The sequence below is a fragment of the Pseudoduganella namucuonensis genome, assembly GCF_900116645.1.
Classification (GTDB): domain Bacteria; phylum Pseudomonadota; class Gammaproteobacteria; order Burkholderiales; family Burkholderiaceae_D; genus Rugamonas; species Rugamonas namucuonensis.
In genome coordinates this window covers 114,943-137,180 of sequence record NZ_FPBO01000009.1, presented here as the reverse complement: position 1 = coordinate 137,180, position 22,238 = coordinate 114,943, and the positions used below count along the sequence as shown (strand labels likewise).

General features: G+C 66.1%; 21 protein-coding genes. 11 read left to right on the top strand and 10 right to left on the bottom strand.

The window, feature by feature from the left end:
• Window positions 1–24: 24 nt before the first annotated feature.
• The 5 genes from BM436_RS12090 to BM436_RS12070 form a co-directional block, all read right to left on the bottom strand.
• Complete coding sequence (locus tag BM436_RS12090; protein ID WP_093555769.1) at window positions 25–1,095, bottom strand: ABC transporter ATP-binding protein; 1,071 nt, start codon at window positions 1,093–1,095, stop codon at window positions 25–27.
• A 39-nt stretch (window positions 1,096–1,134) separates the two neighbouring features.
• Window positions 1,135–2,910 (bottom strand): ABC transporter permease, encoded by a 1,776-nt coding sequence (locus BM436_RS12085; RefSeq protein WP_093555768.1) that lies wholly within the window; start codon window positions 2,908–2,910, stop codon window positions 1,135–1,137.
• An 82-nt stretch (window positions 2,911–2,992) separates the two neighbouring features.
• Window positions 2,993–4,078, bottom strand: coding sequence for an ABC transporter substrate-binding protein (locus BM436_RS12080; RefSeq protein WP_093555767.1), 1,086 nt, complete (start codon window positions 4,076–4,078; stop codon window positions 2,993–2,995).
• A gap of 47 nt (window positions 4,079–4,125) precedes the next feature.
• Window positions 4,126–5,085: a Bug family tripartite tricarboxylate transporter substrate binding protein gene (locus BM436_RS12075; RefSeq protein WP_093555766.1), complete on the bottom strand. Its 960-nt coding sequence runs from the start codon at window positions 5,083–5,085 to the stop codon at window positions 4,126–4,128.
• Between the two features lie 34 nt (window positions 5,086–5,119).
• Window positions 5,120–6,178 carry a porin gene (locus BM436_RS12070; RefSeq protein ID WP_093555765.1) on the bottom strand — a complete coding sequence of 353 codons (1,059 nt, stop codon included), beginning with the start codon at window positions 6,176–6,178 and terminating at the stop codon, window positions 5,120–5,122.
• 201 nt (window positions 6,179–6,379) lie between these two features.
• On the opposite strand from BM436_RS12070, the gene BM436_RS12065 reads away from it, so the two are divergent.
• The 7 genes from BM436_RS12065 to BM436_RS12035 all read left to right on the top strand — a co-directional run bounded on the left by BM436_RS12065 (window position 6,380) and on the right by BM436_RS12035 (window position 14,406).
• Window positions 6,380–7,072, top strand: a complete 693-nt coding sequence (locus BM436_RS12065; protein ID WP_093555764.1) for a response regulator — start codon at window positions 6,380–6,382, stop codon at window positions 7,070–7,072.
• Window positions 7,073–7,074: 2 nt separating this feature from the next.
• Window positions 7,075–8,571: a sensor histidine kinase gene (locus BM436_RS12060; RefSeq protein ID WP_093555763.1), complete on the top strand. Its 1,497-nt coding sequence runs from the start codon at window positions 7,075–7,077 to the stop codon at window positions 8,569–8,571.
• A 108-nt stretch (window positions 8,572–8,679) separates the two neighbouring features.
• Window positions 8,680–10,347: a methyl-accepting chemotaxis protein gene (locus tag BM436_RS38470; RefSeq protein WP_093555762.1), complete on the top strand. Its 1,668-nt coding sequence runs from the start codon at window positions 8,680–8,682 to the stop codon at window positions 10,345–10,347.
• A 120-nt stretch (window positions 10,348–10,467) separates the two neighbouring features.
• Complete coding sequence (locus tag BM436_RS12050; RefSeq protein ID WP_093555761.1) at window positions 10,468–11,889, top strand: HAMP domain-containing sensor histidine kinase; 1,422 nt, start codon at window positions 10,468–10,470, stop codon at window positions 11,887–11,889.
• On the top strand, window positions 11,879–12,481 hold the full coding sequence (locus BM436_RS12045; RefSeq protein WP_143133091.1) for a hypothetical protein: 603 nt from the start codon (window positions 11,879–11,881) through the stop codon (window positions 12,479–12,481). Before BM436_RS12050 ends, BM436_RS12045 begins: the two co-directional genes overlap by 11 nt.
• A complete protein-coding gene (locus BM436_RS12040) occupies window positions 12,478–13,860 on the top strand; it encodes a sigma 54-interacting transcriptional regulator (RefSeq protein WP_371859634.1) in 1,383 nt (460 codons plus the stop codon). The genes BM436_RS12045 and BM436_RS12040 overlap by 4 nt, the downstream gene beginning before the upstream one ends.
• Before the next feature lie 216 nt (window positions 13,861–14,076).
• Window positions 14,077–14,406, top strand: a complete 330-nt coding sequence (locus BM436_RS12035; RefSeq protein WP_093555758.1) for a BON domain-containing protein — start codon at window positions 14,077–14,079, stop codon at window positions 14,404–14,406.
• A 243-nt stretch (window positions 14,407–14,649) separates the two neighbouring features.
• Here BM436_RS12035 and BM436_RS12030 read toward each other — a convergent pair whose 3' ends face one another.
• Window positions 14,650–15,972 (bottom strand): homoserine dehydrogenase, encoded by a 1,323-nt coding sequence (locus tag BM436_RS12030; RefSeq protein ID WP_093555757.1) that lies wholly within the window; start codon window positions 15,970–15,972, stop codon window positions 14,650–14,652.
• 48 nt (window positions 15,973–16,020) lie between these two features.
• Window positions 16,021–17,253, bottom strand: a complete 1,233-nt coding sequence (locus BM436_RS12025) for a pyridoxal phosphate-dependent aminotransferase (RefSeq protein ID WP_093555756.1) — start codon at window positions 17,251–17,253, stop codon at window positions 16,021–16,023.
• Between the two features lie 185 nt (window positions 17,254–17,438).
• Here BM436_RS12025 and BM436_RS12020 point away from each other — a divergent pair, with 185 nt between their 5' ends.
• The 3 genes from BM436_RS12020 to BM436_RS12010 all read left to right on the top strand — a co-directional run bounded on the left by BM436_RS12020 (window position 17,439) and on the right by BM436_RS12010 (window position 20,513).
• A complete protein-coding gene (locus tag BM436_RS12020) occupies window positions 17,439–17,816 on the top strand; it encodes an Mth938-like domain-containing protein (protein WP_093555755.1) in 378 nt (125 codons plus the stop codon).
• 119 nt (window positions 17,817–17,935) lie between these two features.
• Window positions 17,936–18,400 carry a peroxiredoxin gene (locus BM436_RS12015; protein WP_093555754.1) on the top strand — a complete coding sequence of 155 codons (465 nt, stop codon included), beginning with the start codon at window positions 17,936–17,938 and terminating at the stop codon, window positions 18,398–18,400.
• A 205-nt stretch (window positions 18,401–18,605) separates the two neighbouring features.
• Window positions 18,606–20,513 (top strand): PhoH family protein, encoded by a 1,908-nt coding sequence (locus BM436_RS12010; protein ID WP_093555753.1) that lies wholly within the window; start codon window positions 18,606–18,608, stop codon window positions 20,511–20,513.
• Between the two features lie 75 nt (window positions 20,514–20,588).
• Here the strand turns inward: BM436_RS12010 and BM436_RS12005 are convergent, their stop codons facing one another.
• Together BM436_RS12005 and BM436_RS12000 are read right to left on the bottom strand one after the other, a co-directional pair.
• Window positions 20,589–20,864: a type II toxin-antitoxin system HicB family antitoxin gene (locus BM436_RS12005; RefSeq protein ID WP_093555752.1), complete on the bottom strand. Its 276-nt coding sequence runs from the start codon at window positions 20,862–20,864 to the stop codon at window positions 20,589–20,591.
• Between the two features lie 8 nt (window positions 20,865–20,872).
• Complete coding sequence (locus BM436_RS12000) at window positions 20,873–21,055, bottom strand: type II toxin-antitoxin system HicA family toxin (RefSeq protein ID WP_093555751.1); 183 nt, start codon at window positions 21,053–21,055, stop codon at window positions 20,873–20,875.
• A 152-nt stretch (window positions 21,056–21,207) separates the two neighbouring features.
• Here BM436_RS12000 and BM436_RS11995 point away from each other — a divergent pair, with 152 nt between their 5' ends.
• A complete protein-coding gene (locus BM436_RS11995; RefSeq protein WP_093555750.1) occupies window positions 21,208–21,408 on the top strand; it encodes a heavy-metal-associated domain-containing protein in 201 nt (66 codons plus the stop codon).
• Here BM436_RS11995 and BM436_RS11990 read toward each other — a convergent pair.
• Entirely contained in the window at window positions 21,405–22,121 is a 717-nt protein-coding gene (locus BM436_RS11990) for a glutathione S-transferase (protein ID WP_093555749.1), read from the bottom strand. The genes BM436_RS11995 and BM436_RS11990 overlap by 4 nt on opposite strands.
• Window positions 22,122–22,238 lie beyond the last annotated feature (117 nt).

The window sequence follows — 22,238 nt, the reverse complement described above, 5'->3', positions numbered from 1 at the left end:
ATGGGGCTCAGCTCGCTAGGACGCTTAGAACACCCAGAGCTTGTCGGCGGGGAGCTGCAGCCAGTAGCTGCCGGCGTCCAGCTTGTACTTGGAATAGGCGCGCAGGTTGATGCCGCCGTCCTCGCTCTTGAACAGGCACTCCCACCGGTCGCCCAGGTACATGCAGGTGAGCAGCGGCAGCTCGATGGCGTTGTCGGCCCGCGTGGAACTCACGCGCACCTCCTCCACGCGGATCAGCACCGCCGGCTCGGCGCCGCCCTTGCCGCGCGCGGTGGCGTGCAGCGCCGCGCCGTTGACGTCGATCCGCACGTGCGAGCCGTCGCGCTGCACCACCTTGGCCGGCAGCCGGTTGTTGCTGCCCATGAACTCGGCCGTGAACAGCGTCTCGGGCGTCTCGTACATGCTTTGCGGGTTGCCCTGCTGTTCGATCTTGCCGTTGTTGAGCAGCAGGATGCGGTCGGAGATCGCCATCGCCTCGCCCTGGTCGTGCGTGACCATCAGCGCGGACAGGCCCAGGCGCACGATCAGCTCGCGCAGGAAGGCTCGCGCCTCCTCGCGCAGCTTGGCGTCCAGGTTGGACAGCGGCTCGTCCAGCAAGATCACGGGCGGGTTGTACACCAGCGCGCGGGCGATCGCCACGCGCTGCTGCTGGCCGCCGGACATCTGGTGCGGATAGCGCTCGGCCAGGTGTCCCAGGCCCAGCTGCTTCAGCACCTCCATCACGCGCTCCTTGATGTCGGAGGCGCCCATCTTGCGCAGTTTCAGGCCGTAGGCCACGTTGTCGAACACGGTCTTGTGCGGCCACAGCGCGTAGGACTGGAACACCAGGCCCAGGTTGCGCTGCTCGGCCGGCATCTCGAAGGCCTTCGAACCGTCGAACACGCGGCGCTCGCCGATGTCGATGGTGCCCAGCTTCGGGCTTTCCAGGCCGGCCACCGCGCGCAGCAGGGTGGTCTTGCCGCTGCCGGAGGGTCCCAGCAGGGCCACCACCTCGCCCTTGCGCAGGTGCATGGACACGCCCTTCAGAATGGGGTTGGCGGTGGCGCCGCTGCCGTATTCCAGGTGCAGGTCGTCGACGGTCAGTTCGTTCGTCATGATGTCTCGTTTCATAATAAGTGCTCCCAGTGTTGCGGCTTAGTTGTGCAGCTTGACGCCGAAGCGCAGGGCGATGCCCAGGCCGATGGCCACCAGCGTGATGTTGATGAAAGACAGCGCCGCCACCAGGTCGGTCGAACCGCCCGCCCACAGCGACACCAGCATGGCGCCGATCACCTCGGTGCCGGGAGACAGCAGGTACACGCCCGTCGAGTATTCGCGTTCGAAGATCAGGAACACCATCAGCCACGCGCCCAGCAGGCCGTATTTGATCAGCGGCAGGGTCACGTCGCGCGTCACCTGGCCGCGCTTGGCGCCCACGGCGCGCGCCGCCTCCTCCAGTTCCGGCCCCACCTGCAGCAGCGCGGTGGAGATCAGGCGCATGCCGTAGGCCAGCCACACCACCGAGTACGCCAGCCACACCGCGAAGATGGTGGAGCGGATCGAACGCAGGGCCGGGATCAGGTGCTCGCTGAGCCAGGTGCCGACGCCGCTGTCGCTGGCCTTGAACATGCCGTCCAGCCAGGAGGGCACGAACAGGAACACCCACAGGAAGGCCAGGCCGGCCAACAGGCCAGGCACGGCGCGCGGCACCAGCACGCTGTAGTCCAACGCGCGGGTGATGCCGTCCGGCTTGCGGTGCATGGCCAGCGCGATGGCGCTGTAGCAGGCCACGGCCAGGCCGCCGCCGATCACGCCGATCAGCACGGTGTTGACGATGCCGCGGATCAGCGACGGCTCGGCCAGGATGTCGCGGAAGTGCTGCAGGGTCAGCACGTCGGCCAGGTTGACGCCCTCGCCCCAGTACTGCACGAAGGAGCGCAGCACGATGCCGGTCAGCGGCATGATGATGGTGAACAGCAGCCAGGCGAACAGCACGCCGAAGGCCAGCCATTTCCATCTGCCGAGCGGCATGGCCTTGCTGCGCGCGCCCTTGCCCTTGATGGACACGTACTTGTTGGCCGACTTGAGCAGCCAGCGCTGTATCATCACCAGCGGCAGGGTGACCATCACCAGGCAGACGGCGACGGCGGCCATCAGGTGGTAGGACGGGGTGCCCAGCTTGTTGGTCAGCTTGTACAGATAGGTCGGCAGCACCAGGTGGCCCTCCGGGTCGCCCAGCACCAGCACCAGGCCGAACACCTCGAAGCCGAGGAAGAACACCAGCACGCCGGCGTAGGCCAGGGCCGGCATGATCATCGGCAGCGACACGTTCAGCATCACCTGCAGCGGCGAGGCGCCGGCCACGCGGGCCGCCTCCTCCACGTCCGAGCCCAGGCTTTTCAGCGCCGACGAGGCGTACAGGTAGACGTGCGGCACGTGGGTCAGGCCGGCGATGATGACGATGCTGGTGAAGGAGTAGATGTTCCAGGGGACGAAGCCGAGCAGATCCTTGGCCCAGGTGGAATAGAAGCCCACCGGGCCCATGGAGACCACGTAGCCGAAGCCCATCACCATCGGCGAGACGAAGATCGGCACCAGCAGCATGGGCGCGATCCAGCCGCGGCCCGGCAGGTCGGTGCGGATCATCAGGAAGGCCAGCGCGCCGCCCATCGGCACGGCGATCAGGGTCAGGCCGGTGGCCAGGGTCAGGCCGTTCTTGAAGGCCATGGCGAAGTCCGGGTCATCGAAGATGAAGCGGTAGGCGTCCAGGCCCAGCACCTTTTCCGGCATGAAGAACGGCGCGGACAGGAAGCTTTGGTAAAAGATCAGGTACAGCGGCAGGAAGATGGCGATCGCGGTGAGCGTCACCACCACGCCGCGCGGCCAGTTCAGGCCGCGGCGGCCGCTGCCGGGGAGAGCGAGAGTTTGCATGACAAGGTCCTTCAGGCGTAAGCGGCGTAAGCCGCGAATTGGGGTCAGACCCCTTTTGTGGCTGACGCCGCTTGGTTGGGCGTTACTTCTTGCCGGCGGTTTCTTTCCACTGCTTCAGGAAGGCCATGCGCTTCTCGGGGCCGAGGAATTGCAGCACGATGGGGTGCACCGGCACCGGCTTGACGTTGTCCTTGCCGATCTGCTTGATCAGGTCCGCCGAGGTGGTTTCACCCGTCACGTCGGCGCGGATCGCGTACAGCTTCGATTCGTTGGCGATCACGGTCTGGCCGCGCTGCGACAGCATGTAGTCCAGCCACAGCTTGGCGGCGTTGACGTTCTTGGCGGCCTTGTTGATGAACACCACGCGCGACAGGATCAGCGTGTAGTCCTTCGGCAGCACCACGCCGATCGACGGGTCGGTCTTGGCGCGCACCAGCGCGTAGGAGCCCAGCACGTTGTAGCCGATCAGGTTCTCGCCCGACGAGATGCGCTCCATCATCGTGCCGGTGGAGGATTGCACCCGCACCTTGGCCACGCCGAAGGCGTTCTCCAGCTCCAGGAACTTCGGATACTCGCGCGCGTCCTGCGTCATGAACATGAAGCCCACGCCCGATTTCTCGATGTCGTAGGTGGTGACCTTGTCCTTGAACTTGGGCTGCTGGATCAGCGCGGCGAACTCCGCGTGCGTGTGCGGCACCTCCTTGGCGTCCAGCAGGCGCTTGTTGTACACGATGGCGGCCGGCTCGAAGGTGGTGCCATAGGCCTTGTCGTCCCACATCGACCACGCCGGCAGCTTGGGCACCTCCACGGACTTGTACTTCATCGCGTGGCCGTCGGAGGCCAGGCGCATCTGCAGGTCCATCGCGGAGGACCACACCACGTCGGCCGTGTTGCCGCCGGCGGCCGCCTCGGAGATGAAGCGGTTGTACACCTCGGTGGAGTTCATGTCGTTGTACTCGACGGTGATGCCGGGGTACAGCGCGCTGAAGTCCTTGATCAGGGGGTGTGTGGCCTTGCTGTCGGTGGCGCCGTACACCACCAGCTTGCCCTCCTTCTTGGCCGCGTCGATGATTTTCTGGTAGTCGGCCGGGTAGCCGGCGGGCGCCTGCGCGAAAGCTACAGACGTGAAAAGGGCGGCCGCGACGGCCAGGGTCGTTTTGAATTGCATGTCAGTCTCCGTTGAGTGGATTTTTTTGGTGTTTCAGCGCTCGGCTGTCAGCGCACCAGGCCGAATTCGTTGGCGCGTTTGCCGTAGTCGTCCACGGCTTTCCTGACATAGGCGGTGAGCGCGTCGCCTGTCAGGGCAAAGGGATAAAGTCCATAGGCCGCCCGCGTCTGCGCGAACTCGGGACTGGCCAGCATGCGGTCGAAGGTCTGCACCCAGTGGCGGTAGTCGGCGTCCGCCACCTTGGGGCCCATCCACAGCCCGCGTATCACGGGCCAGACCACGTCGATGCCCTGCTCGCGCGCGGTGGGCACGGCGGCCAGCGCGCCGGGCAGGCGCTGTTCGGACAGCACCGCCAGCACGCGGGTCTTGCCGGCGGTGGCGTTCAGCGTCGCCTCGGAGGCGTCGCCGGACACCACCTGCACATAGTTCGCCTGCATGGCCGTGAAGGCCTCGCCGCCGCCCTCCAGCGCCACGAAGCGCAGCACTTTGGGATCGATGCCGGCGGCCTTCACCACCAGCGCGATCTTCAGCCAGTCCTGGCTGCCGATGGTGCCGGAGACGCCGATCAGCACCTTTTCGGGATGCTTTTTCAGCGCGGCCAGCAACTCGCCCAGGTTCTTGTACGGCGAATCGGCGCGCACCGCGATCATGCCGTAGTCCGCGCCCAGCGCCGCCACCCAGCGCACGTCGCCGGCGGTGGCCTTGCCGAACTTGCCCTGCGCCAGGTTGAGCAGGGAGCCGCCCGAGAACACCACCAGCGTGTTCGGCTCCGCGCGCCGCGACAGCAGCGAGTGCCAGGCGACGGCGCCTATGCCGCCGGGCACGTAGCTGATGTTCATGTCGCGCTGGCCGGCGTCCGGCAGCGCCTGCAGGCCCTTCTTCGCCAGCTTGCAGGTCAGGTCCATCGCGCCGCCCGGTTTGGACGGCACGACGCATTCGACGCGCGCCGCCATCGCCGGCGTGGCGGCCGCGGCGAGTAAGGCGATGAGGGCGAACAGGCGTTTCATGGTCGGCTCGGATGGGTGGCTTGGGATCGGCGGCTTAGAAGCGGTGCTGGATGCCGGTGACGACGCCGCGCTGGTTGGTGTCGAAGCCGGCGTCGTCGCGCGACAGGCCGGTGAGCTGGCCGTTCTTCGCCTTGGCGTAGGCGGCCGCCACGTACAGGTCGGTGCGCTTGGACAGGGCGTAGCGGTAGCGCGCCACGTACATGGTTGGATCGGCGTCCCGGCCGGCCGCGACGTTCTTCACGTTGACGTGATAGACCGCGCCGGTGATGGTGACGTTGGGCTGCGGCTTGTAGGCCACGCCGCCCCACACCGTGGTGGCCTTCACGTCCGCCGTGGCGGCGCGGCCAGACTGCAGCGTGTAGTTGCGCATCACGCCGAAGAACTTCAGCGGACCGGTCTCGTAGTTGGCGCCCAGGTGGTAGACGGTGTTCTCGTCGCGGTTGCCGGTGGCGGGCACCAGGTTGCCGTTGATGCGCTCCCAGGTCGCCATCAGGCCCAGGCCGTTCTTGTTGTACTGGACGTTGGTGCCGATCTTGCGGCTGTCGCCGGCGCCGGTCGATTGCTCGCCGAAGCCGTAGGTCAGGCCATACTTGAAAGCGCCGGTGCTGCCGCTGTACTTGACCAGGTTGTCGAAGCCGGTGGTGAAGCCGTATTTCGACGGGCCGGTGGCAGGGCCGCTGGTGGCCCAGGAATACAAAGGCGCGAAGCCCATCGGGTCGTAGGAGATGACGGTGTCGTACACGGAACTGAACGAACGGCCCAGCACCACGCGGCCGAAGCTGCCTTCCAGGCCGACATTGGCCTGGCGGCGGAACAGCGCGCCGTCCTGCGCGCCGGTGTCGAGCAGGATGCCGCCTTCCAACTGGAACACGGCCTTCAGGCCGCCGCCCAGGTCTTCCGAGCCGCGCAGGCCCCAGCGCGAGGTGTTCATGCCGCCGGAAACCACGCGCGTCATGGAACCGCCGCCGGCGGAGGCGTTGGAAGCGTTCTCGACACCGGCGTCGATCAGGCCGTAGACCTGCACGTTCGACTGCGCCTGCGCCGCGCCCGCGGCCAGCGCCAGTACCGCCAGTGCCAAAGTGGACTTGTTCATTGGGACGTCTCCTATAGATATAATTATGAGTGATATGCCTGATAACTGAATACCAGGACTCCACTATAGGTTCGGCTTCCTTTCAATTGTCTTTCAGCCCAAGTTTCAGTGTCGGTGTTTGCAACACTAGCAGAAAAAACTTTTATTTTTGCGCATCGGCGACGATGATGCTGCCCTGAACCCCTTACCGGACCCGCCACCATGCGCATTCTATTAGTGGAAGACCACACCGAACTCCAGCACTGGCTGGCCAAGGCCCTGCGCGACGCCCACCTCACGGTGGAGTGCGCCGACAACGGCGCCGACGCGGACGCCCTGCTGCACACGCAGGAATACGCGCTGGTGATCCTGGACCTGACCCTGCCCAGGATGGACGGGCTGGAGGTGCTGAAGCGCCTGCGCGCGCGCGGCGGCGTGCGCGGCAAGACGCCGGTGCTGATCCTGACGGCGCGCGGCGGGCTGGAGGAGCGCGTGCAGGGTTTGAACCTGGGCGCGGACGACTACCTCGCCAAGCCCTTCGAACTGGCCGAGCTGGAGGCGCGCGTGAAGGCGCTGCTGCGCCGCAGCGTGGGCAACGAGGCGCTGGTGCACAGCTGCGGCGCGCTCAGCTTCGACACCGTCACCCGCATGTTCAGCTACCACGGCGCCGCGCTGGCGCTGACGCCGCGCGAGCACGCGGTGCTGGAGACGCTGATCAGCCGCAGCGGGCGCGCGGTGTCCAAGGAAAAGCTGTTCGACGAGGTGTTCGCGCTGGCCGACGACGCCAACCTGGACGCGATCGACCTGTACATCCACCGCGTGCGCAAAAAGCTCGACAGCGGCCAGCCCGGCGCCGCCGCCATCACCACGCTGCGCGGCATCGGCTACCTGCTGCAGCCGCGCGTGCCGGCCTGAATATGCCGCCGCTTGAAAACCAGAGGCAAAACCAGGGGACAGACCCATCGGGTCTGTCCCCTGCGGTTGCCGCTGGTTTCAATAGCGCCGCCGCCGCCCCGCTGGGCAGCCTGCGCAGGCAGTTGCTGGTCTGGCTGCTGGTGCCACTGATCCTGCTGATGGCGGTGAACGCGGTCTCGGTCTACCGCAACGCGCTGGACGCGGCCGACATGGCCTACGACCGCTCCCTGCTCGCCTCCACCCGCGCGCTGGCCGAACGCGTCTCCATCGTCGACGGCAAGGTGGTGGCCAACGTGCCCTACGTGGCGCTGGACAGCTTCGAGACCGACACCCTGGGCCGCATCTACTACAAGGTCACCGGCATCAACGGCGAAACGGTGTCCGGCTTCGGCGACCTGCCGCCCGTGCCGCCGGACGTGCCGCGCTCCGAGAACTACCCGGCGCTGGTGCGCTTCTACCACGCCGACTACAACGGCCAGCCGGTGCGCATCGCCGCCCTGCTGCAGCCGGTGTACGACGATTCCATGCGCGGCATCACCCTGATCCAGGTGGCCGAGACCACCGACGCGCGGCGCGGCCTGTCGCGCCAGATCCTGTTCGACACGCTGATCTGGCAGGCCGGCCTGGTGCTGGCGGCCGGCTTGCTGGTGTGGTTCGCCGTGCGCCTGGTGCTGCGCCCGCTGATGCGGCTGAAGGAGGAGGTGCAGACGCGCAGCGTGTCCGACCTGTCCAACCTCGATCCGGCGCTGGTGCACAAGGAAGTGCGGCCGCTGGTGGAGGCGATGAACGGCTCGATGTCGCGCATCCAGAGCCTGATCGCCAGCCAACGCCGCTTCATCGCCGACGCGTCCCACCAGTTGCGCACTCCGCTCACGGTGCTGAAGACGCAGGCCGAACTGGCCCAGCGCGAGGCCGCGCGCGAGCACTGCGACACCGCCGCGCTGCGCGGCATGGTGGGCAGCATCGCCGCCACCACCGACTCCGCCGTGCACCTGGCCAACCGCCTGCTGATGCTGGCGCGCATAGAGCACAGCGGCGGCGTGGCGCCGGCGCCGGTGGAACTGCGCGACATGGTGCAACAGGTGGCGCTGCAGCTGGCGGTGCCGGCCGTGGCCAAGCACATCGACCTGTCGCTGGAGGCCGAGCACGAGGCCACCGTGCAGGGACAGCCGCTGCTGCTGCGCGAGATGGTGGCCAACCTGGTGGACAACGCGCTGCGCTACACGCCCGCCGGCGGCAGCGTCACCCTGCGCGTGCTGCCCGGGCCCGTGCTGGAGGTGGAGGACAGCGGCGCCGGCATCCCGGCGGCCGAGCGCGAGCGGGTGTTCTCGCCCTTCTACCGCGCCGCCGCCACCATGCAGGACAATCCCGGCGGCTCCGGCCTCGGCCTGGCCATCGTGCGCGACATCGCCGTGCTGCACCACGCCACCATCGCGCTGGCCGACGGCGCCGGCGGCCACGGCCTCAAGGTCAGCATCGCCTTCCCGGCCGGCGCTTAAGGCCGTGGTTATGGCCGTGGCGGCGGCCGGCGCGAGCGGCCGGCGGCGGACCCGGCTAAAATGTCGCAGGGTATGGTCGATGAATTATTAAAAAAACAAAGGTACGGAATGCATTTCCTGGATTTGAAAATTGGCACGCGCATGGCCATCGGTTTCGGCATGGTCCTGGCGTTGATGATCGCCTTGATCACGATCGGCGTGACCCGGTTCAACAGCATCGGCGAAGTCACCCGCGGCATCGTCGAAGTGGATTGGATCAAGGCCGACGCCGCCAACACGGTCAACGCGCTCACCCGGGCCAACGCGCGCGGCAGCATGGAATTGCTGATCGAGCCGGAGCCGGCGAAGCTGGCCCCCATCAACGAGCGGATCGCCGCCAACAAGAAAAAAATCGACGTCGCGCTTGAAACGCTGGACCGCCTGGTGGACACCCCGGAGGGGAAAAGCCTGCTGGCGCGGATCAGGCAGCAGCGCATGGCCTATGTGGCCTCGTTCAGCCGCGTGGGCAAACTGGTCGCGGAAGGCAACCGGGACGAGGCGAGCCGCTTGATGAGGGCGGAAACGCTGCCGGCGCTGGATGCGCTGCAGGACAGCATCCAGGCCCTGGTGGCATTTCAAAAGAAATTGGTCGAGGCCAGCGGCGCGCGGGCGGAGCGGGACGTCGACCTGGCCCGCTCCGCCATGCTGGGCCTGGGCGCCGCCGCCGTGTTGCTCGGCGTCGGCCTGGCTTACGTCACCACCCGTTCGATCACGGGCCCGATCAAACGGGCGGTGAGAATCGCCCAGGTCGTGGCCAGCGGCGATTTGACCAGCCGCATAGACGCCTGCGCCAAGGACGAGACCGGCCAGCTGCTGCAAGCCTTGAAGGTGATGAACGACAGCCTGGCCGGCATCGTCAACCAGGTGCGCGCCGGCACCGACGCCATCGCCACGGCTTCCGGCCAGATCGCGTCCGGCAGCCTGGATCTGGCTTCGCGCACCGAGCAGCAGGCCGGGGCGCTGGAGGAGACCGCGTCGTCGATGGAGGAGCTGATCGCGCGGGTGCGGCAGAACGCGGCCAATTCGGATCAGGCCAACCAGCTCGCGCTGACGGCCTCCGAAATCGCCGTCTCGGGCGGCGCGGTGGTGTCGAAGGCGGTGGACATCATGGGCTCGATCAACGCGTCGTCGCGCAAGATCGTCGACATCATCGGCGTCATCGACGGCATCGCGTTCCAGACCAACATCCTGGCGCTGAACGCGGCGGTGGAGGCCGCGCGCGCGGGCGAGCAGGGACGCGGCTTCGCGGTGGTGGCCTCCGAGGTCAGGAACCTGGCGCAGCGCAGCGCGGCGGCGGCCAAGGAGATCAAGGTCCTGATCGGCGACTCGGTGGAGAAGGTCGATCTCGGGAGCACCCTGGTCGAGGAGGCGGGCGCGACCATGGAAAGAATCGTCGCCAGCATCCACCAGGTGACCGATATCATGGGCGAGATCACGCACGCCAGCAAGGAACAGAGCGGCGGGATCGACCAGGTGAACCAGGCGATATCGGAAATGGACGACGTCACGCAGCAGAACGCCGCGCTGGTCGAGGAGTCGGCGGCGGCGGTCGGCTCCCTGCACGACCAGGCCGACAATTTGGCGCAGGTGGTCGGCGTGTTCAAGCTGCACGACATGCAGGCCATGGCTCCGTCCAAGGCGCCGGCGCCGGTGGCCCGGCTCGCGGGCGTGGTGCCGCCGCGGCACGGCGACGCCGCCACGCTGAAAAAGGTCGCCAACGGTTCCCGGAAGTCCTGACCTCGGCAAACCCGCCGGCGGCGGCCGGCGGATGGCGTCCAATCGGACGCGGGTTTTCGGCGCTTTCCACTATGATGGCTTTGATAACCCGTTCGTCCGCCCCGCCCTGTCCACTCCGCCATGTTCCCGAAACTTTCGTTTCGTCAATTACTGCTGGGCGTATTCCTGTTGATCGCCGCGCTGCTGGGCGCCACTTCGGTCCACGCCCTGCTCACCCTGGACCGCCTCGCCGCGCATAGCCGCGAAGCGGGCAGGCACGCGATCGCCCTGACCGAAAACGCCCAGCGCCTGGCCGAGCGCAGCGTCGCCATGGAACGCAGCGCGCGCCAGTTCCTGGTGCTGGACGACCCCGCCTTCCGCGACCGCTACGCCGACGCCTGGCGCGACGCGCAGACCGTGCTGCAAGCCATCGCCGACGGCCTGCCCGGCACGCCGCCCGGCGCCTTCGTCGACTGGCGCAAGCGCGGCGAGGCCGCGTGGGCGGTGCTGGAAACGCCGCGCATGAAACGCGCCCAGCGCCAGCAGGCGCTGAACCAGGCCCTGAACGGCCTGCCCGCCCTCAGCCACCTGCTGGAAGAGGAGGTCAAACGCGAGGTGGAGCGCCGCAACCAGGCGCTGCTGGATGAACTGGACCAGCGCCGCGCCATCCTCACCAGCCAGGTGGCGATGTCGATCGCGCTGGCCGCGCTGCTGGCGCTGAGCTTCGGCGCGTGGCTGTCGCGCCCCCTCAAGCAGATCGAGCAGGCCATCCACCGCCTGGGCGAGAACCAGTACGGCGACGCCATCGACGTGTACGGGCCCGGCGACCTGCGCCGCCTGGGCCGCCAGCTGAACTGGCTGCGCCAGCGCCTGTTCGACCTGGAGGCGGACAAGTCGCGCTTCCTGCGCCACATCTCGCACGAATTGAAGACGCCGCTGGCGGCGCTGGTCGAGGGCGTGTCGCTGCTGGAGGACCAGGTGCTGGGCGCGCTGACGCCGCAGCAGCGCGAGATCGCCGCCATCCTGCGCCAGAACACGGCCTCGCTGCAGAACCAGATCGAGGACCTGCTGCGCTACAACGCCGCCAACTTCGAAGCCCAGAATCTGCGGCGGCAGCCCTGCGATCCGGCCGAACTGCTGGCCGGGGTGGTCGCCTCCCAGCAGTTGCAGATGCAGGCGCGCGGCGTGCGCGCCGTGGTCGAGGGCGCGGCGCGGCCGCCGCGGCTGGACCGGGACAAGATCGCCATCGCCGTCAGCAACCTGCTGTCGAACGCCGTGCGTTTCAGCCCGCCGGACGGCGTGGTGCGCTTCGCGCTGTCCGAACACCAGCGCGCGCTGCGCATCGACTGCGTCGACCAGGGTCCGGGCGTGGCGCCGGACGACGCCGCGCGCGTCTTCGAACCCTTTTACCAAGGCGAACGCCAGCCGCCGGGCGCACGGCGCGGCAACGGCATCGGCCTGTCCATCGTGCGCGAATACGTCGTCGCCCACGGCGGCAGCCTCCAGCTCCTGCCCTCCGAGGCCGGGGCGCACTTCAGGATAGAGTTACCTTATGAAGACTAAACATCCATTCGCCGCGCTGTTGCCGGCACTGCCGGCGCTGCTGGCGCTGCTGCTGGGCGGCTGCGCATCCACCCCGCCGCCGCTGCCCACCGTGGTGATGGCGCCGCCCGTCACCGTTCCCGTGATGCCGCCGCTGACCCAGCTCGCCCCGCTGGACGAGACCTCGCCGCTATTGGCCTACCACCAGAACCTGCGCCGCAAGTCGCCGGGGGAGCTGCTGAAGGAACTGAGCGGCCTGAATCTGCAACAGCCCACGCCCCGCGTGACGGTCCAGATGGGCATGATCCTGATGCTGACCCGCGGCCCCGGCGACCTGGCGCGCGCGCAGGCGCTGTTCGACAGCGTGGCCACCTCCTCCGAACCCGCCGCGCAGGGGCTGGCGCCGTTGGCCGCGCTGCTGTCCAGCCACAGCGCCGAGTCGCGCCGCTTGGCCGAGCAGGCCGACCGCCTGGCCGGCCAGCTGAAGGAAAACCAGCGCAAGACCGAACAGTTGAACGAGATGCTGGAGGGCTTGAAGGCCATCGAGCGCAACCTGCCGGTGCGGCCCACCGTGCAGTCGCAATCCCAGTCCTATTCGCAGGGAGTCAAATGATGCAGAACGGCGCCCACATCCTCTTGGTCGACGACGACCCGGACCTGCTGCGGCTATTGTCGCTGCGCCTCACCGCCAACGGCTACCGCGTCACCGGCGTCGGCAGCGCGGAGGCGGCGCTGGCGCGGCTGTCGGTGGAACTGCCGCAACTGGTGGTCAGCGACGTGCGCCTGCCCGAGAAGGACGGCATGGCGCTGTTCCAGCAGATCCGCACGCGGCACCCCGCCCTGCCCGTGATCCTGCTCACCGCCCACGGCACCATACCGGACGCGGTGGAGGCCACCACCCTGGGCGCCTACGCCTACCTGACCAAGCCCTTCGACGCCAAGGTGCTGCTGGAGCGCATAGAGCAGGCGCTGAGCCTCACGGCGCCCGCCCCGGTGCACGGCGGCGGCGACGAGAGCTGGCGCGAGGAGATCGTCAGCCGCAGCCACGCCATGGCGGAGCTGCTGGCCGAGGCCAAGCTGGTGGCGGCGTCCGACGCCAGCGTGCTGATACGCGGCGAGAGCGGCACCGGCAAGGAGTTGCTGGCGCGCGCCATCCACCGCGCCAGCCGCCGCGCGAAAGCGCCCTTCATCGCCGTCAACTGCGGGGCGATACCGGAGCAGCTGCTGGAGTCCGAGCTGTTCGGCCACGTGAAGGGCGCGTACACGGGCGCCGTCAACAGCCGCGAGGGCCTGGTGCAGGCGGCCGACGGCGGCACGCTGTTCCTCGACGAGATAGGCGACATGCCGCTGCTGCTGCAGGTGAAGCTGCTGCGGGTGCTGCAGGAGCGCGTGGTGCGCCAGCTGGGGTCGGACCAGGGCCGGCCGGTGGACGTGCGCATCCTGTCCGCCACCCACCGCGACCTGGACGCTGCCATGCTGGAGGGCCAGTTCCGCGAAGACCTGTATTACCGCCTGAACGTGATCACGCTGACCCTGCCGCCGCTGTCCGAACGGCGCGAGGACATCGGCCTGCTGGCCACGCGCTTCCTGCACGCGCTGGCCGCCAAGTACCAGAAGACGGTGACCGGCTACGCGCCGGACGCGCTGGAGGCGCTGACGCGCGCGTCCTGGCCCGGCAACGTGCGCCAGCTGTACAACGTGGTCGAACACGTGTGCGCGCTGGCGACGTCGCCGCTGGTGCCCTTGTCGCTGGTGCAGCGCGCGCTGCGGGTGCCGTCGCTGGAGGTGCTCAGCTACACCGAGGCCAAGCAGCGCTTCGAGCGCAACTACCTGGTCCAGCTGCTCAAGCTCACCGACGGCAACGTGGCCGACGCGGCCCGCCTGGCCGAGCGCAACCGCACGGAGTTCTACCGCCTGCTGCAGAAATACGACCTCAACGCCGCCCAGTTTCGCGGCGACGGCTCGCCTGTCGCCCCCGAGCGACAGCAATAATCCCTTCCAAATCAATCACTTGGGCCATGGCGGCCGGATGCTGTCGCCACCGCCCGACAAATCCCCGCCCGAATCCAGTTCCTGTCAGCAAGTTAATCTTGTCTTTTCTGCCAAGTCATTGATTTCATGGGGTTTTCAAAAGCTGGCACGCCGCTTGCTGTATGGAGATCAACGTCACAAGGCGTTCCTTTGAAAACTTTATACGGAGTAGCAAACATGACGAACACCAAACTGATCACCCGCCTGCTGGCAGCCGCCGCCCTGACCGCTTCGATGGCCACCGTTCATGCTGCCGCGCAGCAAGAAGGCGCCATGGCTGGCGCGGGCGTCGCCACCGCCGCATCGTCGACTGACAGTGCACTGAACTCCAAGGTCAAGGCCGCGCTGGCCGACTACAAAGGCCTGGGCGTTTCGACGGCCCAGGGCGTGGTCACGCTGACCGGCCAGGTCGCCAACACGGACGCCGGCACCAAAGCCATCCAGGCCGCCTCGGCTGTGGAAGGCGTGAAGGAAGTGAAGAGCGAACTGACCGTCTCGAGCAAGTAAGAGACGAGTAAGAGGCAAGTAAGCAGTAGCAGCAAAGGTAGCAACTACCTGTTTGTTCCACCCCGCAGTAAGCAGCAAGTAGTATCGCAGTTGCAGTAGATGTAGCTTTACCCAGCGAGTAAGACTTTAACCGGGCCGCGCCCAGCGCCGCCCGGTTTTTTTTCGCCTCGAAACGAAAAAGGGGTCAGGTTCAATATTCCGCTATGCGGAATATTGAACCTGACCCCTTTTTCGTTTGCTAGATCAGCTCAGGTTTTCCAGGCGGATCTTGGTCACGCTGCCCACCACCGTGGCCAGCGCTTCCATCTTGGCGATGGCGGCGGTCACGTTCTTTTCCTGGGTCTGGTGCGTCAGGATGATGATGTCGGTGTGGGTCTCGTTCTCGGCCGGCTCTTTTTGCAGCATGGCGTCGATCGAGATGGTGCCGTCGGCCAGGATGCGCGTCAGGTCGGCCAGCACGCCCGGCTGGTCCACCACGTGCAGGCGCAGGTAGTAGCTGGTGGTGATCTCGGACATCGGCAGGATCTGGATGTCGTTCATCGCGTTCGGCTGGAACGCCAGGTGCGGCACGCGGTGTTCCGGATCGGCCGTGGCCAGGCGGGTGATGTCGACCAGGTCGGCGATCACGGCGGAGGCGGTCGGCTCGGCGCCGGCGCCCTTGCCGTAGTACAGCGTGGCGCCGACGGCGTCGCCCTGCACCAGCACGGCGTTCATCGCGCCTTCCACGTTGGCGATCAGGCGCTTGGCCGGAATCAGGGTCGGGTGCACGCGCAGCTCGATGCCCTCGGCGCCGTTCACCACGGCGCGCTTGGCGATGCCCAGCAGCTTGATGCGGTAGCCCAGTTGCTCGGCGTACTTGATGTCGGTCGCCGACAGCTTGGTGATGCCTTCCACGTGCGCCTTGTCGAACTGCACCGGGATGCCGAAGGCGATGGCCGACATGATGGTGGCCTTGTGCGCGGCGTCCACGCCCTCGATGTCGAAGGTCGGATCGGCCTCGGCGTAGCCCAGGCGCTGCGCCTCTTTCAGCACCACGTCGAAGTCCAGGCCCTTGTCGCGCATCTCGGACAGGATGAAGTTGGTGGTGCCGTTGATGATGCCGGCGATCCACTGGATGCGGTTGGCGGTCAGGCCCTCGCGCAGCGCCTTGATGATGGGGATGCCGCCGGCGACGGCCGCCTCGAAGGCCACCATCACGCCCTTCTCCTGCGCGGCGGCGAAGATCTCGTTGCCGTGCGTGGCCAGCAGGGCCTTGTTGGCGGTGACCACGTGCTTGCCGTTGGCGATCGCCGCCATCACCAGTTCGCGGGCGATGCCGTAGCCGCCGATCAGCTCGATGACGATGTCGATCTCGGGATCGTTGACGATCTCGCGCGCGTCGGCGACGACCTTGCATTTGCCGCCGGTCAGCTCGGTGGCACGGGCGGTGTTCAAGTCGGCGACCGCAACGATCTCGATGCCGCGACCGGCGCGGCGGGTAATCTCTTCCTGGTTGCGAGCCAGTACGTCGAACGTGCCGGCACCGACGGTGCCTATGCCTAACAAGCCTACTTTGATGGGTTTCATAATGAGTGGTTTTCCTTGCAGCGCCCCGCGGAGCCGGGCGCTGGTTGATCAGATGGGGCTGCCGTGGCGCTTGCGGTAGCCTTCCATGAAGCGCGCGATGCGGCCGAACGCCTCCGTCATGTCGTCGGTGTTCGGCAGGAACACGACGCGGAAGTGGTCGGGCGCAATCCAGTTGAATCCGGTGCCCTGGACGATTAATACTTTGGTTTCGGCCAGCAAGTCATAGGCGAATTGCTGGTCGTCCGCGATCGGGTAGATCTTCGGATCGAGACGCGGGAACATGTACAGCGCCGCTTTCGGCTTGACGCAAGTGACGCCCGGGATATCGGTCAGCAGCTTGTAAGCCAGATCGCGTTGCTTCAACAGGCGCCCGCCGGGGCCCACCAGGTCTTGTATGCTCTGGTAGCCTCCGAGCGCAGTCTGGATGGCAAACTGGCCCGGCGCGTTCGCGCACAAACGCATCGAGGCCAGCATGTTCAGGCCCTCGATGTAATCTTTGGCGTGGCGTTTTTCGCCCGACACCACCATCCAGCCGGCGCGGTAGCCGCAGGCGCGGTAATTCTTCGACAGGCCGTTGAAGGTCACGCACAGGATGTCGTCCGCCAGCGAGGCGATCGAGGTGTGCTGGGCCTCGTCGTACAGCACCTTGTCGTAGATCTCGTCGGCGTAGATGATCAGCTGGTGCTGGCGCGCCAGCTCGATGATCTGCTGCAGGATCTCGACCGGGTACAGCGCGCCGGTCGGGTTGTTCGGGTTGATGACGACGATGGCGCGCGTGTTCGAGGTGATCTTGCGGCGCATGTCCTCGATGTCCGGGAACCAGTCCTGCCGCTCGTCGCACACGTAGTGCACCGGCGTGCCGCCCGACAGCGACACGGCCGCGGTCCATAGCGGATAGTCGGGCGCCGGCACCAGCACCTCGTCGCCGGTGTTCAGCAGCGCGTTCATCGACATCACGATCAGCTCGGACGCGCCGTTGCCCAGGTAGATGTCGTCGATGCCGACGCCGCCGATGTTCTTGCCCTGCGTGTAGTGCATCACCGCCTTGCGCGGCGCGAACATGCCCTTGGAATCGGTGTAGCCGGCCGCATTGTGCAGGTTGACCATCATGTCGTGCACGATCTCGTCCGGCGGGTCGAAACCGAACACCGCCAGGTTGCCGATATTGAGCTTGGTGATCTTGTGGCCCTCTTCCTCCATTTGGCGTGCCTTCTCGGGCACCGGACCACGGATTTCGTAGCAGACTTCCGCCAGCTTGTTGGATTTTTGAATCGGTCGCAAAATCTATCCTATCTTGTGAGGCTCAATGCGCGGAAATGGTGCATTGCGAAAATACCCATTCTGCCGAAAGCGCCCCATTAAATCAACCTCCAAGGGCCCGGGATCGAGGGAAAACGTTACAATAGTGGCCTGAATCGCGTACCTTTACGCCACTTTACGCACAGATATAGCCGAATACACCTCATATGAAGCTCCACGCCAGTACCACGCAGCAATACCAGACCGTCACCGGCTATTTCGCCGGCGGCGTCGAAATCAACGCCCAACCCTTCAATTACAGCCTGATCGTGATGCCGGAGACGGCGCCGCGCGCGTGGCCGGTGGCGCATTTCGACCAGCTGACGGCCGAGCATTTCGAGCAAATCGCCGCCGACACGCCGGACGTGGTGATCCTCGGCACGGGCGAGCGCCAGCGCTTCGTGCACCCGCGGCTGACCGCCTCGCTGACCGCCAAGCGCATCGGCGTCGAGTGCATGGACACCCAGGCGGCTTGCCGGACTTACAACATCCTGATGGCCGAGGGCCGCAAGGTGACGCTGGCGCTGATCATCGAGACGGCGTAACAAGTATACGGTTCGCAATGTTACGGGGTTGAAATGTTGATTTTCAACCCCATTTACACCCCGCTGGGTACGCTGCCAGCACCGAAAACAGCGCCAAAGTTCCGTTCGGGAGAGCATCTGTGGCTGATAGCCCATCCGTAGCATCCGTAGCCGATTTCAACGCCGCCATGACCAGCGGCAAGACCTTCCAGCTGTCCGGCCGCCCGGCCAAGCACACCGTGCTGTTCTTCTACCCGAAGGACAACACGCCCGGCTGCACCACCGAGAACATGGCTTTCCGCGACCTGCACGAGCAGTTCACCGCCGCCGGCGCCGAGATCTACGGCATCAGCCGCGACTCGATCCGCTCGCACGAGGGCTTCAAGACCAAGCTCGGCCTGCCCTTCGAACTGATCTCCGATCCGGACGAGGTGGTGTGCCAGCTGTTCGGCGTGATGAAGATGAAGCAGATGTATGGCAAGACGGTGCGCGGCGTCGAGCGCAGCACGTTTGTCATTGACGCTAGCGGTCGATTGGTGAAAGAATGGAGAGGCGTGAAGGTAGCCGGTCACGTCGACGAAGTACTGGAATTTGTAAAATCATAGAGCGTGTAAATCTGATTTTGAGTTCGCAAAGTTCTCCCTCCAACTGTACCCGGCGGCTGCTGCCGCCCCCCGGTACACCACATCCGGGCGCTCCCCGCCCGCAGGCAGTCTTATACCGTTTCGCCAGCATCCACCCCATGCGCCGCTATCTGCGCGGTGTGTCCAATGGGCGGACCCTTCAAGCTATTTTTAGATCGAGATCCTGATGCCACTGCCAAAACTGCCAACCAAGCCAGCCACGTTGTTGCTCGCTAAAGATTACCCGAAGGCCAGCGGCGCGCGCCCCCTGCCTTTGCCCGTTGAAATAGAAGAGGCGCCGCCGGCGCCGAAGAAGGCATCCGTCAAGGCGGTGCCGGCGGCGAAGGCCGCCAAAGCCGTGGTCGTTCCGGTGCCGGCGCCCGCCGTCGTCAAGACGGCCGCCACCAAGCCGGTCGCCGTCAAACCGGCCGTCGCCGCCGCGCCCGCCCCGGCCCCGGCGCTGGTTCCGGCCGCCAAGAAGTCGGCCCCGAAAAAGGCCGCCCTGCTCAAGGCCGCGCCCGCCCCGGCGCCCGTGCCCGAGCTGGACGACGTCCCGCAAACCAAAACCAAGGCCAAGTCGCCGCGCGGCAAAACCCCGCCGGTGGCGGTGGAGGCGCCGCATCCGGTCAAGCACAAGCCGGTGGAGCTGCAACTGAAATCGTCGACCAGCCGCCACGCGGACCAGGTCGGCACCACCAAGCTGTTCGTGCTCGACACGAACGTGCTGATGCACGATCCATCGTCGCTGTTCCGCTTCGAGGAGCACGACGTCTACCTGCCGATGATGACGCTGGAGGAGCTGGACAACCACAAGAAGGGCATGTCCGAGGTCGCCCGCAACGCGCGCCAGGTGTCGCGCACGTTGGACGCGCTGGTGGCCGACACCGACGACGACGCGATCGAGAACGGCATCCCGCTGTCCAAGCTGGGCAACAAGGACGCCAAGGGCCGCATGTTCTTCCAGACCAAGCTGCAAGTGGCGGACCTGCCCGAGGGCCTCCCGCAAGGCAAGGCCGACAACCAGATCCTGGCCGTGGTGCGTTCGCTGGAGGCGGACCAGCCGGGCCGCGCGGTGGTGCTGGTGTCCAAGGACATCAACATGCGCATCAAGGCGCGCGCGCTGGGCCTGCCGGCCGAGGACTACTTCAACGACCACGTGCTGGAAGACACCGACCTGCTGTACTCGGGCATCGTCCAGCTGCCGAACGACTTCTGGGACAAGCATGGCAAGGACATGGAGTCCTGGCAGGAGAACAAGAACGGCCAGAGCGCCACGTTCTACCGCGTGACCGGCCCGTTCGTGCCGTCGCTGCTGGTGAACCAGTTCGTGTTCCTGGAGCCGAACAACGGCGAGGCCTCGTTCTACGGCCAGGTCAAGCAGATCAACGGCAAGACCGCCGTGCTGCAGACCCTGCGCGACTACTCGCACAACAAGAACAGCGTGTGGGGCGTGACCGCGCGCAACCGCGAGCAGAACTTCGCGCTGAACCTGTTGATGAACCCCGAGTGCGACTTCGTCACCCTGCTGGGCCAGGCCGGCACCGGCAAGACCCTGCTGGCCCTGGCGGCCGGCTTGGCGCAGGTGCTGGAGACCAAGCTGTACAACGAGATCATCGTCACCCGCGTCACGGTGCCGGTGGGCGAGGACATCGGCTTCCTGCCTGGCACCGAGGAGGAGAAGATGTCGCCGTGGATGGGCGCCTTCGACGACAACCTGGAAGTGCTGAACAAGTCCGACTCGGACGGCGGCGAATGGGGCCGCGCGGCGACGCAGGACCTGATCCGTTCGCGCATCAAGATCAAGTCGCTCAACTTCATGCGCGGCCGCACCTTCGTCAACAAGTTCCTGATCATCGACGAGGCGCAGAACTTGACGCCGAAGCAGGTCAAGACCCTGGTGACGCGCGCCGGTCCCGGCACCAAGATCCTCTGCCTGGGCAACATCGCGCAGATCGACACGCCGTACCTGACCGAGGGTTCGAGCGGCCTGACCTACGTGGTGGACCGCTTCAAGGGCTGGTCGCACAGCGGCCACGTGACCCTGGCGCGCGGCGAGCGTTCGCGCCTGGCGGACCACGCGAGCGACGTGCTGTAAGCCTTCGCGTCCCAACGAAAGCCCCGCGCGCCGAAAGGCGCGCGGGGCTTTTTACATGGACCGCTGTGTTTAGGATCAGGTCGTTCGATGGTTCTTTCGAGGTATCTGCGCGAGATTTATGTCAATGAGCATCCAGAAGCCGCTCTGATAGTCCTTTGAGTCCTTCCAATGCTCGATCGGGGAGGCAGGCGGCATGCTGTCCTCGCCGTCGTACATGCATTCGACAGCCTCTTGCGCCATCGCCGGCAAATCCTCGATTTCGTCAGCGGCGGTATTCACGCCCGGCAAGTCCGGAAACGTGGCGCCGTAGGCGCTACCACTATCTTTCCATACGTAGAGTGGATAATACATACCGGTCCTCACTTGAGATTTGCCTGTTTCAAAATGCTCTGCACCGTACCTATCGGCAGATCCTTTCTTGGATGCGGCACGATAACGGTCTGGCCCGAAGTCGGATGCCTGAACTTCCAATGGCTGCCCCGCGTGGACACGTGACACCATCCTGCCGCCAGCAGGCGACGGATAAGAAACGCACTGTGCATGTAACGCTCCCGGAAATATTACACCCTGATGGGAGCACGCAGAAGCGTGTTTGCACTTGAGCTTGCTTAAGGGGACTTCCGGTCATTCGGCTTGACCTTCCCACCGTGGGAAGCATTACAGTGCAAGCGTACCCAACCCGAGGAGGACCACCATGTATCAACTTGAAGTGCAGGAAATGAGCTGCGGCCACTGCGTGGCGAGCGTGACCAAGGCCGTGAAGGCGCTGGACGGAAGCGCCACGGTGGACGTCGACCTGGCGAGCAAACAGGTCAAGGTCGCGTCGTCGGCGGCGCTGGCGGATGTGACGGCGGCGGTGGTCGCCGCGGGCTTCCCGGTGACGGCGGCGCGCTAGTCTTCCAGCTCTGGATAGCGGCGGAAGATGCCTTCCTCGTTGAAGGGAATCCGCCGCTTCGACTTGAGATAGGCCGCGATGTTGGGGCGCCGCTCGACCTTGTCGCGCAGCGCCACCAGTCCCGGCCACCCTGGCTCCAGCCTGGCCATCGCCTTCGGGAAGGCATAGCGCAGGCCTTCGATCAACTGGAACAGCGACAGGTCCACATGGCTCAGGCGCGAGCCCACCATGAAGCCGCCCCGGCCCGGATTGTTTTGCAGGACCTGCTCGAAGTAGCCCAGGTATTTCGGGATGCGCTCCGCCGTGAAGTCCCGGGCGCGTTTCTTCGCCTCTTTCTTCTGGTCCTCGTAATACAGGTTGGTGGAAACCGGATGGTGCGTGTCGTGGGCTTCGTTGACGACGTCGGCGATCGTCAGCTGCAGCTGGTGCGCCCATAGCCAGCCGGCTTCGGCGCGCGGCGCGAGGCCGTGCTTGCGGCCAAGGTAGAGCAGGATGTTGGCGGTCTGGCCTATCAGCAGTTCCCCGGCCCGCAGGACCGGCGGGGCGAAGGACGGATGTTCTTCCTTCGACGGGTCGATCGACGCCATGGTGGGCGGCATGCCGTTCTTTTGGCGCGCCACGTCCTTGTATGCCGCGCCGGCCTCCTCCAGCGCCAGCCGCACGAATTCGCCACGGCCTTGTATCGTCGGCCAGTAATACAGTTCATAAACCATCACACGCCTCCTTTCCCCGAGCTCCATATGATGCCGGAACGCCGGCCGCGGCGCCGCACGCCTTTCGCCATCACCGGCCTGCGCGCATCCCGGAAGGCTATAATCGAGCGGCCTCCA

What these genes read in the sequence shown, in the direction of transcription:
- BM436_RS12090 (WP_093555769.1), bottom strand. Translation starts at nt 1,095, where the DNA reads ATGACGAACGAACTGACCGTCGACGACCTGCACCTGGAATACGGCAGC.
- BM436_RS12085 (WP_093555768.1), bottom strand. Translation starts at nt 2,910, where the DNA reads ATGCAAACTCTCGCTCTCCCCGGCAGCGGCCGCCGCGGCCTGAACTGG.
- BM436_RS12080 (WP_093555767.1), bottom strand. Translation starts at nt 4,078, where the DNA reads ATGCAATTCAAAACGACCCTGGCCGTCGCGGCCGCCCTTTTCACGTCT.
- BM436_RS12075 (WP_093555766.1), bottom strand. Translation starts at nt 5,085, where the DNA reads ATGAAACGCCTGTTCGCCCTCATCGCCTTACTCGCCGCGGCCGCCACG.
- BM436_RS12070 (WP_093555765.1), bottom strand. Translation starts at nt 6,178, where the DNA reads ATGAACAAGTCCACTTTGGCACTGGCGGTACTGGCGCTGGCCGCGGGC.
- BM436_RS12065 (WP_093555764.1), top strand. Translation starts at nt 6,380, where the DNA reads ATGCGCATTCTATTAGTGGAAGACCACACCGAACTCCAGCACTGGCTG.
- BM436_RS12060 (WP_093555763.1), top strand. Translation starts at nt 7,075, where the DNA reads ATGCCGCCGCTTGAAAACCAGAGGCAAAACCAGGGGACAGACCCATCG.
- BM436_RS38470 (WP_093555762.1), top strand. Translation starts at nt 8,680, where the DNA reads ATGCATTTCCTGGATTTGAAAATTGGCACGCGCATGGCCATCGGTTTC.
- BM436_RS12050 (WP_093555761.1), top strand. Translation starts at nt 10,468, where the DNA reads ATGTTCCCGAAACTTTCGTTTCGTCAATTACTGCTGGGCGTATTCCTG.
- BM436_RS12045 (WP_143133091.1), top strand. Translation starts at nt 11,879, where the DNA reads ATGAAGACTAAACATCCATTCGCCGCGCTGTTGCCGGCACTGCCGGCG.
- BM436_RS12040 (WP_371859634.1), top strand. Translation starts at nt 12,478, where the DNA reads ATGATGCAGAACGGCGCCCACATCCTCTTGGTCGACGACGACCCGGAC.
- BM436_RS12035 (WP_093555758.1), top strand. Translation starts at nt 14,077, where the DNA reads ATGACGAACACCAAACTGATCACCCGCCTGCTGGCAGCCGCCGCCCTG.
- BM436_RS12030 (WP_093555757.1), bottom strand. Translation starts at nt 15,972, where the DNA reads ATGAAACCCATCAAAGTAGGCTTGTTAGGCATAGGCACCGTCGGTGCC.
- BM436_RS12020 (WP_093555755.1), top strand. Translation starts at nt 17,439, where the DNA reads ATGAAGCTCCACGCCAGTACCACGCAGCAATACCAGACCGTCACCGGC.
- BM436_RS12010 (WP_093555753.1), top strand. Translation starts at nt 18,606, where the DNA reads ATGCCACTGCCAAAACTGCCAACCAAGCCAGCCACGTTGTTGCTCGCT.
- BM436_RS12005 (WP_093555752.1), bottom strand. Translation starts at nt 20,864, where the DNA reads ATGTATTATCCACTCTACGTATGGAAAGATAGTGGTAGCGCCTACGGC.
- BM436_RS12000 (WP_093555751.1), bottom strand. Translation starts at nt 21,055, where the DNA reads ATGCACAGTGCGTTTCTTATCCGTCGCCTGCTGGCGGCAGGATGGTGT.
- BM436_RS11995 (WP_093555750.1), top strand. Translation starts at nt 21,208, where the DNA reads ATGTATCAACTTGAAGTGCAGGAAATGAGCTGCGGCCACTGCGTGGCG.
- BM436_RS11990 (WP_093555749.1), bottom strand. Translation starts at nt 22,121, where the DNA reads ATGGTTTATGAACTGTATTACTGGCCGACGATACAAGGCCGTGGCGAA.